The following is a 13,955-nucleotide window of genomic DNA, read 5'->3' on the forward strand; positions in this document are numbered from 1 at the left end:
ACCCGGCCCGCCCGGACCCGCGGACCCGCCCGGCCCACCCGACGAGCCCCGTCCCGCCGGCCGCCCACCCGCCCGGCGACAGCGACAGCGACAGCGAGGGAGCGCACGCAATGACGACCACGGTCGCGGTCTCCAAGCCCGATCCCCCGGGCCGCACCCGATGGCGCCCCGGCAGCTCCCGAGGCGGCACCCGAAACGGCTCCGCGCAGCACCCGCACGGCCCGAGTCGCCTGCGTCGCCGGATCCACGCCAATCTCACCGCCTACGGCTTCCTCGCGGGCGGCCTGCTCTGCTTCGCGCTCTTCTCCTGGTACCCGGCCATCCGAGCCATCCAGCTGTCCTTCCAGCGCACCGGCGGCCGGGCCGGCGCGGACACCGAGTGGGTGGGGTTCGCCAACTTCACCACCGTCTTCGACGACCCCGAATTCGCCGCCGCGTGGCGAAACACCTTCTACTTCACCGGACTTGCGCTGGTGATCGGGTTCGTGGTGCCGTTCGTGCTGGCCCTGCTGATCAACGAGATGCGGCACGCCCGGGCGTTCTTCCGGCTCGCGGTCTACCTGCCGGTGATGATCCCGCCCGTGGTCACCGCGCTGATGTGGAAGTGGTTCTTCGACCCGGGCCCGGGCCTGTTCAACGAGGTGCTCCGGGCCGCGCACCTGCCCACCTCGACCTGGACCAACGGCGAGGACACCGCGATGATCTCGCTGGTCCTGGTCGCCACCTGGGCCAACATGGGCGGCACCGTGCTGATCTACCTGGCCGCGCTCCAGGGCATCCCGGGCGAGCTGTACGAGGCGGCCGAGTTGGACGGGGCGAACCTGTGGCAGCGGATCCGGCACGTGACCGTGCCGCAGACCCGGTTCATCATCCTGATGCTGATGCTCCTGCAGATCATCGCCACGATGCAGGTGTTCGTCGAACCGTTCATCATCACCGGCGGCGGGCCGGGCGACTCCACGATCACCGTGTTGTACCTGATCTACAAATACGCATTCGTCTACAACAACTACGGGAGCGCGTGCGCGCTCAGCGTGCTGCTGCTGATGCTGCTCGCCGCGTTCTCCGCGCTGTACCTGCGGTTGACCCGGACGAAGGACTAGGGGGCCGGCGATGGCGATCACGATCGGATCCCGCGACCGACGGGCCGGCGCGCGGGCGGACCGCGCCGCGGAGCGCGCCCGGCGCCGCGCGGGCACGCAGGTGCGCACGCTCGTCTCACCGATGCGACTGCGCAGCACCCGCGGCAGGATCACGTACTGGGTGGTCTTCGCACTCACCCTCGCCGGCTTCACCGCGGCGTTCCTGTTTCCCATCTACTGGATGGTCACCGGCGCGTTCAAGTCCCCGGACGAGATGTTGCAGAGCCCGCCGACGTACGTGCCGAAGGAGTGGCACGCGGACAACTACGCCGAGGCGTGGCGCCGGATGGACCTGGCCCGCTACCTGAGGAACACCGCGCTCCAGGCGGGCGGCGCCTGGCTGTTCCAGATCGTGCTGTGCACCGCGGCGGCCTACGCGCTGTCCAAACTCAAACCGGTGTTCGGGCAGATCGTGCTCGGCGCGATCCTGGCCACCCTGATGGTGCCCGCATCCGCGCTGCTCGTGCCCAGGTATCTGACCGCGGTCGACGTACCGTTCGTCGGCACCAACCTGTTGAACACGCCGTGGGCGATCTGGCTGCCGTCGGTGGCCAACGCCTTCAACCTGTACCTGCTCAAGCGCTTCTTCGACCAGTTGCCCGACGACGTCCTGGAGGCCGCGTCGATCGACGGCGCGGGCCCGCTGCGCACGCTGTGGTCCATCGTGCTGCCGATGTCGCGGCCCGTGCTCGGGGTGGTGTCGATCTTCGCGGTGGTCGCGGTCTGGCAGGACTTCCTGTGGCCGCTGCTGGTCTTCCCGGACACCGACAAGCAGCCGATCAGCGTCGCGCTGGTGCAACTGTCCGCGAGCCTGCCGCTGACCTATCTGATCGGCGCGATGGTCATCGCGAGCATCCCGATGGTGGCCGTCTTCCTGGTCTTCCAGCGGCACATCATCGCGGGGATCAGCGCGGGTGGCGTCAAGGAGTAGGAGGAGGAGCAGAAGCAGGAGTAGCTCTCCTGCGTGCAGGGGAGCAGGCCCCCCGCCCCGATCCCCCGTCTCCCCCGTCCCTCGTCTCCCCCGATCCCTCGTCTCGCTCCGAGACGCATCCCCGTTTCGAGACGGCGACGGCCGCGCCCGGCGCGGTACGTCCCCGTCGTCCTACCCGAAAGGAACGACGACGTGGCAGAACACGGCCGACAGGGAGCACAGGCGGCACCGTGGTGGCGTGGCGCGGTGATCTACCAGGTGTACCCGCGCAGCTTCGCCGACGGCGACGGCGACGGAACCGGGGACCTGGCCGGCGTGCGCGAGCGGCTACCGTACCTGGCCGAGTTGGGCGTGGACGCGCTGTGGTTCAACCCCTGGTATCCCTCGCCGATGGCGGACGGCGGCTACGACGTGGCCGACTACCGGGGCGTGGCACCGGAGTTCGGCACCCTGGCCGGCGCGGAGAAGCTGATCGCCGATGCGCTGGAGCTGGGCATCCGCACGATCGTGGACATCGTGCCCAACCACGTCTCCAGCGAGCACCCGTGGTTCCGGGCCGCGATCGCCGACCCGGCGGCGCCCGAACGCGAACTGTTCTGGTTTCGGCCCGGGCGCGGCGAGCACGGCGAACTGCCGCCCAACAACTGGGTCTCCGAGTTCCACGGCCCGGCCTGGACCCGCTCCACCGACCCGGACGGCACCCCGGGCGACTGGTATCTCAACCTGTTCGACTCCCGGCAGCCGGACCTCAACTGGGGCCACCCGCGCGTGCGCGAGGAACACGAGGACGTCCTGCGGTTCTGGTTCGACCGCGGCGCGTCGGGAGTGCGGATCGACTCGGCGGCGCTGCTGGAGAAGGACCCGGCGCTGCCCGACCTGGACCCGGATTCGCCCGCCCCGCACCCGTACGTCGACCGGGACGGGCTGCACGCCGTCTACCGCTCGTGGCGCACGATCGCCGACTCGTATCCGGATCCGCGTGCGCTGATCGGCGAGATCTGGCTGCCGGACACCGAGCGCTTCGCTCGCTACCTGCGGCCGGACGAGTTGCACACCGCGTTCAACTTCGACTTCCTGTCCTGCCCGTGGGAGCCCATGCGGCTGCGCGCGTCGATCGAGGGCACGCTGGCCGCACACGCGCCGGTGTCCGCGCCGGCGACGTGGGTGCTCGCCAATCACGACGTGACCCGCACGGTGACCCGGTACGGCCGCGCGGACACCTCGTTCGGCTTCGCCGCCAAGGCGCGCGGCGTACCGACCGACCCGGTGCTGGGGATGCGCAGGGCGCGGGCCGCGGCGTTGCTCACGTTGGCGCTGCCGGGCGCCGTGTACGTCTACCAGGGCGAGGAGTTGGGGCTGCCGGAGGTGGAGGACATCCCGCCGGCCGCGTTGCAGGATCCGATGGCGCTGCGCTCGGGCGGCACCTCGCCCGGGCGGGACGGTTGCCGGGTACCGCTGCCCTGGTCGGGGGACGCGCCGCCGTACGGCTTCAGCCCGGCGCGCGCTTCGGCGCCGCCGTGGTTGCCGCAGCCGGCCGACTGGGCCGACCGGACCGCGGCGGCGCAGAGCCGCGACCCGGAGTCGATGTTGTCGCTGTATCGGACCGCGATCCGGCTGCGCCGCGCGGAGTCGGCGCTCGGCGACGGCGACGACCTGAGGTGGCTGCCGGGGGTGCCGGCGAATGTGCTCGCGTTCGGGCGCGGTGATCGGTTCGCGTGTGTGGTCAACCTGGGCGGGGAGTCCGCCGAGCTGCCGGCGCATCGCGAACTCCTCTTGTCGAGCGGGCCGTTGACCGAAGACGGCGGACTTCCCTCGGATACGGCGGCCTGGCTGCGATTGTGAGCGGATACCCGGCCGCGGGCCCGCCGGCGGGCCCGCGGCCGGTGGCGCGGTTGCGGCCCGGAGGTCGCCGGGCGGGCGTTCAGCCCGGTGGGTACCGGTCGATCGGCAGGCCGAAGAAGGGGAACAGGTCGGCTCGGTGGAACGTCAACACCGCGGAGACGCCCGCCTTGGTCAGGGTCGGCACCTGGATCGTGTGCGCGTGGAAGGCGCCGTCTCGTCCGCGGGTGTACATCGCGAACGCGGGCCGGCCGTTCGCGGACGTCTCCACCAGGATCCGCTGCCCCTCCCCCGGCCGCAGTTTCGCCGCGAGCAGCCGCAGCACGTCCCGGCGACCGTCGAACCAGGTCGGAATCGGCGGCATCTCCCAACGGGTGTCCTCGGTCAGCAGACCTTCGAGGGCGACCATGTCGGCCCGCTCGAAGGCCCGGGCGTAGCGGTCCAGCAGTGCCCGGCGCACCGGTTCGTCCGGTTCGGCGAACTCGTCCTCCTCCGGGGCGAGCCGGGCGAGTTCCGCCCGCGCCCGCTGGAGCGTACTGTTCACCGCCGCCGTGGTCGTGCCGAGCAGATCCGCCACCTCGGATGCCTGCCAGGACACGACGTCCCGGAGGATCAGCACCGCACGCCGGCGCGGGGGCAGGTACTGCAATGCGGCGACCATCGCCAGCCGCAGGCTCTGCCGGGTCCCCACGACCAGCGCCGGGTCGGCGTTCGACAACGGCTCCGGAAAGGGTTCCAGCCAGGTCGCCTCCCGGACCGGCGCCTCCAGGTCGTCGGGATCGGTGCCGGGAGCGCCCAGCGCGGACGGCACCATTCGACGGCTGCTGTGCTTGAGCATGTTCAGGCACACCCGGGTGGCGATCCGGTAGAGCCAGGTCTTGACCGACGAGCGCTGCTCGAACTCCGCGAATCCTCGCCACGCCCGCAGGTACGTCTCCTGTACCGCGTCCTCCGCGTCGTGCAGCGAGGCGAGCATCCGGTAGCAGTGGGCGACCAGTTCACTCCGGTACCGGGCGAATTCGTCCTCCAGGCTCATGCCGCCTCCTCGATCGGCTTCTGCCGGGTGGCCGGACCCGCCGGAGCCGGCGGACTCGTCGGACCCGCCGAACCTGTCGGTCGAGGCGCACGGCGTACCGTGATGGCGAGTCCGGCGAGTGCTCCGAGCAGTGACAGTACGCCGCAGCCGGCCAGGGTTCGGGCGAATGCCGTGGTGGGGGACGCATACCCCCCGCCGCCGGCGAACACGGTTGCCAGGACGGCGACTCCGACGACACCGCCGAGTTGGCGCATCATGGCGTAGATGCCGGAGGCGATGCCGACGGCTTCGCGGGGCAGTGCTCCGACACTGGCGCTCTGCGTCGCCGGCATCGCCATCGAGACGCCGCAGCCGGCCACGACCAGCGGTGGCAACAGTTCGACGTAGTCGACCGAGGCGTCGGTGACCAGGGCGATCCAGAACATGCCGACGGCTTGCAGGACGAGGCCGCCCACGACGAGCGGGCGTTCGCCGATGCGGTCCACCAGGCGGCCGGACATCGGCGCCACCAGGAAGAGCGTGGCGGTCCAGGGCAGCAGTTGCAGCCCGGCCTTCATCGGTCCGGAGCCGAAGACGGTCTGCATGTACTGGGCGAGGAAGAACACCGCGCCGAAGAGTGCGGCGGTGAGGAGGAAGCCGGCCGCGTTGCCGGCCGAGAACGCCCGCGACCGGAAATGGGACAGCGGCACCATCGGCTGCGGAGCGCGCTGCTCCCAGGCCAGGAACGCCGCCGTCAGCAGGACGCCGAGGGCGAACGAGCCGAGCACCTCGATGCTTGCCCAGCCCGCGTCCCGGCCGCGGACCACGCCCCAGACGATGCCCAGGACGGCCGCGGAGATCAGGGCGGCACCGCGGACGTCCACCCGGCGGGCCGGTCCCCGGCTCTCCGGGATCCTGCGGAGCACGAGCGGGATGGCGAGCGCTCCGACCGGCACGTTGATCCAGAAGATCCACTGCCAGGCCAGCCCCTCGGTCACGGCGCCGCCGACCATCGGGCCGCTGAGCACGGCCAGGCCGGTCAGGCCGCTGAAGATGCCGATCGCCCAGCCGCGGCGCTCGGGCGGGAAGGCGGCGCCGAGCAGGCCCATCGCCAGGGGCATCACGACGGCGGCACCGACGCCCTGGAGCATGCGGGCGGCAATCAGCCACGCCACCGAGGCCGCCAGCGCGCAGGCGACCGAGGCCACGGAGAAGAGGGCGAGGCCGGTCGCGAACATCCGCCGCCGCCCCCACCGGTCGCCGATCGCCGCCGCGGTCGGCATCGACATCGCGAAGGTGAGGCTGTAGGCGTTCACCGTCCATTCCAACTCTTCGATCGAGGCGCCGAGATCCTGCCTGATGGTGGTCAGCGCCGCCGCGACCACCAGGGCGTCGAGTGCCACCATCACCGAGCCGATCGCGGTCAGGCCCAGCACCCACCGCTGCTCGACGGTCGTGCGTTTCGTGCTGCTCACGAAGGTCCCTCCAGAGGTTCGCTCTCATGGGTACTGACAACCGCGGAGGGCCGAAGTAATCGTGATGTGCGCGCCGGTGGCGATGAGTTCGCCGAGTTCGCGTTGTCCAAGTCGGTGAGACGACTCGGCGGGACAACCGGCGGGGCGGCTCGGTGAGACGGCTCGGTGAGACGACTCGATGAGACGGCTCCGTGAGATGACTCGATGGAACAGCTCGGTGAGACGACTCGGTGAGACAGCTCGGTGAGACAGCGAAACCAGCGAGGAGAGCCCGTGAGTACAGCAGTGATCCGCTATCGGACCAGGCCCGAGGCGGCCGAGGAGAACCAGCGCCTGATCGAGAACGTGTTCGCCGAACTGGAGAGCACGGCACCGCCCGGCCTGCGGTACAGCAGCTTCCGCCTGACCGACGGTGTCACCTTCGTCCATGTCGTCGACGGTGACGGCCTCGTCGAACTCCCTGCCTTCCGGGAGTTCCAGCGCAATCTCGGCGACCGCCTGGCCGTCGACGTCAGCCGCGACGACGCCGTCGTGGTGGGCTCGTACGCCTCGGCGATGCGGCCCGCGCAGGGCTGACGCGGCGGGCGGTGCATCGTCGGTGCGCGCCGGGGAACGACAGGTCTCCCGGCGCGCACCGAAGGTTGCGGGATGGCGGAACGCCGGCCGGGATCGGAGAGGCCCGGAGCGCTTTCCCCGCACCGGGGCCGGTCTGCGGTCTGCGGCTCACCCGCCCGATCGGGTGTTGAGTCGCGCCGCCTGTCGGGTGAGGTGGTTGCGTTCGGGGAGACTGGGCGCCGATCGGGCGGCTTCGGCGTACAGGCGGGCCGCGGTCACCAAGTCGCCGTCGCGCTCGCGCAGGTACGCCTCGACGGCGGTGCGGCGGGGCAGGGCGGGGTCGAGCCCGGACAGGGCGGCCAGGCCGGCCCGCGGGCCGTCGGCCTCACCGACCGCGACGGCCCGGTTGAGGCGGGCCACCGGGCTGTCGGTGAGGCGTACCAGTTCGTCGTACCACTCGACGATCTGCACCCAGTCGGTCTCCTCCGCCGTTCGGGCGTCGGCGTGGAGTGCGGCGATGGCGGCCTGGGCCTGGAACTCGCCCAGGCGGTCGCGGGCGAGGGCGGCCTGGAGCACGTCGACGCCCTCGGCGATCAGGCGGGTATTCCACAGGCTGCGGTCCTGCTCGGCGAGCGGCACGAGCCGGCCGTCGGGACCGGTCCGTGCCGGGCGCCGTGCGTGGTGGAGCAGCATGAGCGCGAGCAGGCCCGCGACCTCCTCGTGGTGGGTCTCGGCGGCCAGCCGGCGGGTCAGCCGGATCGCCTCGCCGGCAAGGTCGACGTCGCCGGAGTACCCCTCGTTGAACACCAGGTAGAGCACGCGCAGCACGGTGGCGACGTCGCCGGGTTGGTTGAACCGGACGTCCGAGACGGTCCGCTTGGCCCTGCTGATCCGCTGGGCCATGGTCGCCTCGGGCACGAGGTAGGCCTGCGCGATCTGCCGCGTGGTCAGGCCGCCGACCGCGCGCAGCGTGAGGGCCACCGCCGAGGCCGGGGTCAGGGACGGGTGCGCGCACAGGAAGTACAGCTGAAGCGTGTCGTCCACCGCCTCGACCGGGCCGGGCGCGGGCTCGACCTCGACGCGTACCTCGCGGTGCCGTCGGGAGGCATCGGCGCGGGCGGCGTCGAGGAACTTGCGCCAGGCCACGGTGACCAGCCAGCCCTTGGCCTCACGCGGAGGATTCTCCGGCCACACGCGCACGGCCTCGACCAGGGCTTCCTGTACGGCATCCTCGGCCGCCGCGAAATCCGCTCCGCGGCGGACGAGGACGCCGATCACAGTGGGGGTGAGGGTCCGCAGCAGGACCTCGTCCACCATGCGTCACTCCGTGATGGTCGTGGGTTCGGAGAAGAACGGGCGCACTTCGAGCCACTCGCCGATCGGCTTTCCGCCCGCCCCCGGAGCCGCGGACAACTCGGCGGCCAGCTCCAGCGCCCGCTGGTGGCTCTCGACGTCGATCACCATCCAGCCGGCGATCAGGTCCTTGGTCTCCGCGAAGGGACCGTCGGTGACCGGCGGTCGCCCTTCGCCGTCGTAGCGGACGAACGTGCCCTCCGGGGAGAGCGCCTGGCTGTCGACGTACTCGCCGGTGCCTTCGAGCCGGGCGGCGAAGTCCTGCATGTACTGCACGTGGGCGGAGAGTTCCTCCGGCGTCCACTGGTCCATCGGCACGTCGTTGGTCGGTGCCGGGGCGCCGCGATAGTGCTTGAGCAACAGGTACTTGGCCATCGTGTTCTCCTCGGTGCGGTCCGGCCCATTGTGGCCGTGTTCACTGCGGGGACGCAGCTGCGGGCGGGTTCTCGACATCCTGCCGCGAACTTTTTCGGCGGGGGGTGATTCGCCGGGTGTGGGCGCGCACGGCCCGGCTGGCCGGGCGGGCGGCTGGGCCAGTGGGCGGGGGCGGGCGGCGGTCAGCCGCGCCGGCGCTCTTCCCGCTGCCGGATCAGTTCCTCGACGGGGCTCGGCAGGGTCGTCTCGAAGTCGATCAGCTTCGCCCACGTCGGGGTAACCACGATCCGGACCATGCCGTCGTAGAGCGAACGCACCTCCGCTTCCCATTCGATCCGTTGCTCGGGCGTCATCTCGTAGGAGCCGTTCATTCGGAGATACTCCTCCGGGATGCCGTCGACGACATCCAACTCGGCCCGACCGCGGATGAGCAGGATCTTGGGCGGGTGCACCTCGGTGTCGATGGTCAGGGCCACCGTCGGGTTCGTGCGCAGGGCCGGGAGCTTCGGGGCGTTCTTCGTGGTGCACATGACGACCTCCGAGCCGTTCCAGGTGAACGCGATCGGGATGGTGCGTGGTGTGCCGTCCTTGGCGACGTAGGCCAGGCGGGTCACGTCGCGGGCCAACAGTTCGCGGCTGATCGGTCGGTTCAGAACCTCGGTGATCTCGTTCGGGTGCACGGCGATTCCTCCTGGTGTCGGGCCGGTTTCGGTGGTCGGGCCTCCGGCGGCCCGTCGTGGCCGCCGACATCCCTGGGACGGAGCCGGCGCCGCGTTCTCGACATCGCGGGCGCACCGATATCGAAGGCGCGCCGATTCGGATCGCCGGCGACCGGCGCCCGGAAGGTTTTTCGAAGAAATCCGGGAGGAGGTGTGCGATCGGGGCGGTGGCGTTCGTAGCAGGGGTGAGGCCGCCCGCAACGGGGCGGCGCCGAAGCGAAGGAACCGCGATCATGAAGCTGACGACCGTCACTCGGGTCACCGTCGATGGCGTGATGCAGAGAAACGGCGGCGCTGTCACCCGGCGCCGGCGATGGAGAGCCGCGTGGCGCTGACCCTGCGCATGGTCGGCGGTCTGACCGTGCCCGAGATCGCCCGCGCCCGACCTCGATGCGTCCACACCCACAGCGGGGCCGACGCCGGTGCGCCGTGGCGGTGCATTCGGCGCGATCTCGGCCACCGGTATCGACACCGGGGAAGTCCACCGGTATCAGGACCGCGGTCCTACTGTTGGCTGATGCGCGCACACCACATCGACCGCCCGGCAGATCTCGACGTGGTCCGGGATTCCTATGACCGGGTGGCTGACAACTACGCCCACATGGTGGTGACGACGGGGGTCGGTGACATCCGTAGCCATCCCTGGCTCAAGGCATCGATCGACGCCTTCGCCGACACGGTGCGCGGGCTCGGGCCCGTCCTCGACGTCGGCTGCGGGCCCGGAACGGTGACGGCCTACCTCGCCGAACGCGGACTGGACGTGTCCGGAGTCGATCTCTCATCCCGCATGATCGAGAACGCGCGCCGTCTTCATCCGCGATGCCGCTTCAGTGTCGCCTCCGCCACCGACCTCGACCTGGAAGAGGCGTCCCTCGGCGGCGTGCTCGGGTGGTGGTCACTGTTCAATCTCCCCCGCGACGTCCTTCCTCAGGTTCTGGCCCTGTTCGCGCGCGCCCTGAAGCCGGGCGGCCACTTCATCACCGCAACACACGTCGGCGACGAAGACGCGCTGCGCACCGAGGCATATGGAGGAGTGCCCGTTCGCTGGACCACGCACAAATGGCGGCCGGAACAACTCGTGGACCTGATCGAGCAGGCCGGACTGCGCCCGGTCGCCGAACTCCGGCTCCCCGCGGATGAGCAGAGCGGGCCGGGCCTGGTCGTCATGGCCGAGCGCCCCGCCTGAGGGCCGGGCGGGGGTGGATCCGCCCAGTCGGATGGTGGACGGATCTCCGACCGCAACCACACGCAACCACAACGGAGTTGCGCATGGGAACGTGGACGGCCAGCCCTTCGGCTCGCATTCGAAGACGCGGTGGCCGGCGCTCGATCGCCAGGCGGACAGGACGGTGAAGTGCGCCCGTTCGAGCAGTGCGCGCAGATCGTGCTCGCCGAGACCGCCGGTGTCCTTCCCGCACATCACCATCTGGAAGAGCACGTGGGCGGCGTCGGACTCCTGGTCCGGCAGGGGTTCGAGCACGAGCAGCCGAGGCGGGGCGAGGCCGGGTTCACGTGCTTCGGCGGTGCGGCACATGGCCCGGCCCACCGCGGTCAGCAGGCGTACGCACGTCTCCGGCGGCCAATCGTGCCCCGGAAGCAACGCGGCCGCCACCCGGATGGTCCGGGGTTCATCGAGGCCCTCGCCCCTTCCCGTGACCGGACCGCGAAGCCGGACCGTTTCCTGCGAGGGGCGCGGGCGAAACCCGGGCCGTACCCCGCTCCACGGAAGGCTGTGTGCAGGCGCGACTCGTACTGTTCGGCCATGACGTTTCCCACCGCGCGGTTCGAAGGATGCTTTCCCGAGCTCTTCGGCTTCGTGCTGCTCGATGCCACCGGGCTCGACGATGTCGGTGGAGGCAGCCCTGTCGGCAGGAATCTGCTGCACCTGTTCAGCACGAGTGAGCAGGGCGATCGGGTCGTACGGGACGGCATCGCGATTCCCGCGCAGCACATCGATCCCGGCTTCTACACCGTCCTCGTACGCCACGCCCGGAGCCCTTCACCGTGGCAGGACCCCAAGGTGACATCCGCCGGGTGGGTTCTGCACGTCCGCTCGGGAGAGCTGCTGCTGTGCGGCCTGGGCTACCTCACGAAGTGGACGCCCGACCATCCCCGGCATCGTCGCGTTTGCGTACCACCCGGCTGGTACGAAGTGGAGGTCCACGGACACCTCCTGGACCCCGACGACCCTGACGACGCCGCCTACGAGTTCGTCCTGAGCGGCCCGACCGGCGCCCGCCCCACGTTCCACGCCGACCTCGACCACGGCCTCAACCTCAGTGACGACGACTGACCACATCGGGCCCATTCGTCCAGAGGTCGTCCCGTATGTCGGGGGTAAGGTCGCGGAGCCTGGTGCTCGTTGTCGACCTTGTTCGGGCGTGGGTTGTTGATCGTTGAGCTGCGTCCCTGGTCGTCCGGCTCTCCGTGCTCCCGGCTGCCTGTGCGGATGACCCGCCCGGTCTCGACCCGGCGCCGGCGGCCGGCTACCCGCCGTCGATTCGTCGATCGAGGTCGGCGAGGACGAGGTGGCACGGCACTCCCTATCGCATGGCCGGCGAACGCGGTTCAGGCAGACGACCGTGGAAGTCGACCGGCGCTCGCCACGGCACGTGTTCGCCGGTGGGGTTGTGCGCCACCATGCGAAAGCGAACGTCATTTGGGTCTTGTTCGCTCGAAGCCGGCTGATTCGAGGTTGTGCGGCGTACCGTGGCGGGAGTGACACACCACACCCCCGGGGGTCGCCGTGAACGTGCCATCCGACCTGTCCATGGGCGAGCGCATTCGTTGGCTGCGTGAGCGTCGCGGGATGAGCCGACCGGTGCTCGCCGGACTCTGCGGACGCGGACCCGATTGGCTCAAGAAGATCGAGAGCGGCGAGCGTCCGTTGCGCGACTATCGCCTGCTGCTTCGGGTCGCGGCGAACCTCGGTCTGACCGATCTCGGTGTCCTTACCGGGACGGGCGACGTCATGCAGCCCATTTCGCCCGCGTTGCACCACGAGTCGATCCCGCAGATCTGGACCGCCGTCAAACGCCGCAATCACACACCCGCCGCGAGCGTGACCCCGGATGTACCGTCGCTTCGAGGCCGGGTGGACGCGGCATGGGCCCTGTGGCACAGCGCCCGGTTCAACCGGACGCGGATCGGCATGCTTCTCCCCGACCTGATCACCGACGGCGAGACGGCAGTTCGCGTTCTGGACGGCCCCGCCCGTCGCGAGGCGTACGCCGTACTTGCCACCATCTACCACCTCGCCCAGCAGCACATCGCGTACATCGCACCCGCGGAGCTCGTGTGGGTGGTGGCCGATCGCGGGATGTCCGCCGCGCAGTACGCAGACACGCCGGAGGCCCTCGCGGGTGCAGCATGGTGCTACGGCAATGCCCTGCGCGAGGCGGCCGACCCGAGTGAGGCGTTGACTGTGGTGACCGAGGCCGCCGAGGACATGCGTCCACATCTCGACGACATCCCGGATGACGCCCGAGGTCTTTACGGCGCCTTGCGTCTGCATGCGGCGGTCACGCATGCCAGGCAGGGCAACGAGGGTGAAGCCTGGGCGAGTTGGCAACGAGCCGACGCGGTGGCGAAGAGCCTGCCTGCGGGTTATGTGCACCGCTGGACGGTGTTCGGCCGAGCCAACGTGGACTTCCACGCCGTGAGTGTGTCGGCCGATCTGCGGGCTGCGGGTACCGCGCTGGACTACGCGGATCGCGCCGACCCGTCCGCGATGCCCAGCATGGAACGCCAGTCCCGTCTGTGGACCGAAGCGGCCCGCAGCCACCTCCAACGCGACGACCACACCGCGGCGTTGCATCTGATGCGCCGCTCGGTGGAGGTGGGCCCCGAGGCGGTTCGCTACACGCCCGCCTCGCGCGCGGTGATCGCCGAACTCTGGCGAACCACACGCGGTCCATTGCACCGCGAGGTGGTAACCCTCGCCGAGGACGTCGGCGTCCTGGCCGGCTGACGGGCCTACTGGCGGACCCCGACGCATCCGACAGGGACGATTCGTCCCCCTTCACAGTAGGGGACAAATCGTCCCTGTCGTCGCGTGATCGTCCCACTACGTTCGGATGACTTCCGATCGGCGAGAGGGACGCAATGACTCGGCGCTTGTGTACACATGCCGCGCTCACACTCGACAGTGCACCGACCCTGGATCAGGGCACCGGCGAGCTTCGGCTTCCAATCACCCTCTACGACGTCGATCGAGTCGTGGGTCGCGTTGATCTGGTGGTCTCCGGAACCGAGTCGGCGCCCCCACGATGTCTGAAACCCGACACCGCGACCGTGGGCCCATCCGGCTACGGGGACCGGCCCATCGAGATGCGCCTGAAGGACGACGGCGGGATGACCACGGTCCACTGGACGCGCGAGCAGTTCCGTCACATGGTCCAGGCGGGTCAGGCCGAATTGGCACGCACTCTGCCGGGGCCGATCATCCAACGCTCCGGCACTCAGGACGACTGGTGACCCCATGCCCGGTTGAGGGCGCCGATTTCCGCCCGCACCGAACTTGCACCCATGACCACCTCACCACCCGGAGAT

The 13,955-nt window shown here is 70.3% G+C and carries 13 protein-coding genes; 8 read left to right on the forward strand and 5 right to left on the reverse strand.

The genetic code is table 11. The annotated features are described in order from the left end of the window. Positions 1-110 precede the first annotated feature (110 nt). From ACIBM5_RS06875 to ACIBM5_RS06885, 3 genes are all read left to right on the forward strand, one after another. Complete coding sequence (locus tag ACIBM5_RS06875) at positions 111-1,103, forward strand: carbohydrate ABC transporter permease (protein WP_396005762.1); 993 nt, start codon at positions 111-113, stop codon at positions 1,101-1,103. A 10-nt stretch (positions 1,104-1,113) separates the two neighbouring features. Continuing rightward, positions 1,114-2,073, forward strand: a complete 960-nt coding sequence (locus ACIBM5_RS06880) for a carbohydrate ABC transporter permease (protein WP_396005763.1) — start codon at positions 1,114-1,116, stop codon at positions 2,071-2,073. Between the two features lie 192 nt (positions 2,074-2,265). Continuing rightward, positions 2,266-3,915, forward strand: a complete 1,650-nt coding sequence (locus tag ACIBM5_RS06885) for a glycoside hydrolase family 13 protein (protein ID WP_396005764.1) — start codon at positions 2,266-2,268, stop codon at positions 3,913-3,915. A gap of 79 nt (positions 3,916-3,994) precedes the next feature. Here ACIBM5_RS06885 and ACIBM5_RS06890 read toward each other — a convergent pair whose 3' ends face one another. Both ACIBM5_RS06890 and ACIBM5_RS06895 read right to left on the reverse strand, forming a co-directional pair. After that, a complete protein-coding gene (locus tag ACIBM5_RS06890) occupies positions 3,995-4,948 on the reverse strand; it encodes a sigma-70 family RNA polymerase sigma factor (protein ID WP_396005765.1) in 954 nt (317 codons plus the stop codon). Then, positions 4,945-6,402 carry a DHA2 family efflux MFS transporter permease subunit gene (locus ACIBM5_RS06895; protein ID WP_396005766.1) on the reverse strand — a complete coding sequence of 486 codons (1,458 nt, stop codon included), beginning with the start codon at positions 6,400-6,402 and terminating at the stop codon, positions 4,945-4,947. Before ACIBM5_RS06895 ends, ACIBM5_RS06890 begins: the two co-directional genes overlap by 4 nt. Positions 6,403-6,675: 273 nt before the next feature. Here ACIBM5_RS06895 and ACIBM5_RS06900 point away from each other — a divergent pair, with 273 nt between their 5' ends. Further along, on the forward strand, positions 6,676-6,978 hold the full coding sequence (locus ACIBM5_RS06900; protein WP_396005767.1) for a hypothetical protein: 303 nt from the start codon (positions 6,676-6,678) through the stop codon (positions 6,976-6,978). Between the two features lie 147 nt (positions 6,979-7,125). Here the strand turns inward: ACIBM5_RS06900 and ACIBM5_RS06905 are convergent, their stop codons facing one another. The 3 genes from ACIBM5_RS06905 to ACIBM5_RS06915 all read right to left on the reverse strand — a co-directional run bounded on the left by ACIBM5_RS06905 (position 7,126) and on the right by ACIBM5_RS06915 (position 9,365). After that, positions 7,126-8,271 carry an RNA polymerase sigma factor gene (locus ACIBM5_RS06905; protein ID WP_396006359.1) on the reverse strand — a complete coding sequence of 382 codons (1,146 nt, stop codon included), beginning with the start codon at positions 8,269-8,271 and terminating at the stop codon, positions 7,126-7,128. Positions 8,272-8,277: 6 nt separating this feature from the next. Beyond that, a complete protein-coding gene (locus ACIBM5_RS06910; RefSeq protein WP_396006360.1) occupies positions 8,278-8,685 on the reverse strand; it encodes a YciI family protein in 408 nt (135 codons plus the stop codon). A gap of 182 nt (positions 8,686-8,867) precedes the next feature. Next, positions 8,868-9,365 carry a pyridoxamine 5'-phosphate oxidase family protein gene (locus ACIBM5_RS06915; RefSeq protein ID WP_396005768.1) on the reverse strand — a complete coding sequence of 166 codons (498 nt, stop codon included), beginning with the start codon at positions 9,363-9,365 and terminating at the stop codon, positions 8,868-8,870. 556 nt (positions 9,366-9,921) lie between these two features. Between ACIBM5_RS06915 and ACIBM5_RS06920 the strand changes: the two genes are divergently transcribed. The 4 genes from ACIBM5_RS06920 to ACIBM5_RS06935 all read left to right on the forward strand — a co-directional run bounded on the left by ACIBM5_RS06920 (position 9,922) and on the right by ACIBM5_RS06935 (position 13,880). Next, the gene (locus ACIBM5_RS06920; RefSeq protein ID WP_396005769.1) at positions 9,922-10,590 is read left to right on the forward strand and encodes a methyltransferase domain-containing protein; all 669 of its coding nucleotides are present in this window, start codon (positions 9,922-9,924) and stop codon (positions 10,588-10,590) included. A gap of 576 nt (positions 10,591-11,166) precedes the next feature. Then, a complete protein-coding gene (locus ACIBM5_RS06925; RefSeq protein WP_396005770.1) occupies positions 11,167-11,697 on the forward strand; it encodes a hypothetical protein in 531 nt (176 codons plus the stop codon). A gap of 453 nt (positions 11,698-12,150) precedes the next feature. Continuing rightward, positions 12,151-13,374, forward strand: coding sequence for a helix-turn-helix domain-containing protein (locus ACIBM5_RS06930; RefSeq protein ID WP_396005771.1), 1,224 nt, complete (start codon positions 12,151-12,153; stop codon positions 13,372-13,374). A 248-nt stretch (positions 13,375-13,622) separates the two neighbouring features. Continuing rightward, positions 13,623-13,880 carry a hypothetical protein gene (locus ACIBM5_RS06935; protein WP_396005772.1) on the forward strand — a complete coding sequence of 86 codons (258 nt, stop codon included), beginning with the start codon at positions 13,623-13,625 and terminating at the stop codon, positions 13,878-13,880. Positions 13,881-13,955 lie beyond the last annotated feature (75 nt).

The organism is Embleya sp. NPDC050493 (assembly GCF_044458105.1).
Taxonomy (GTDB): domain Bacteria; phylum Actinomycetota; class Actinomycetes; order Streptomycetales; family Streptomycetaceae; genus Embleya.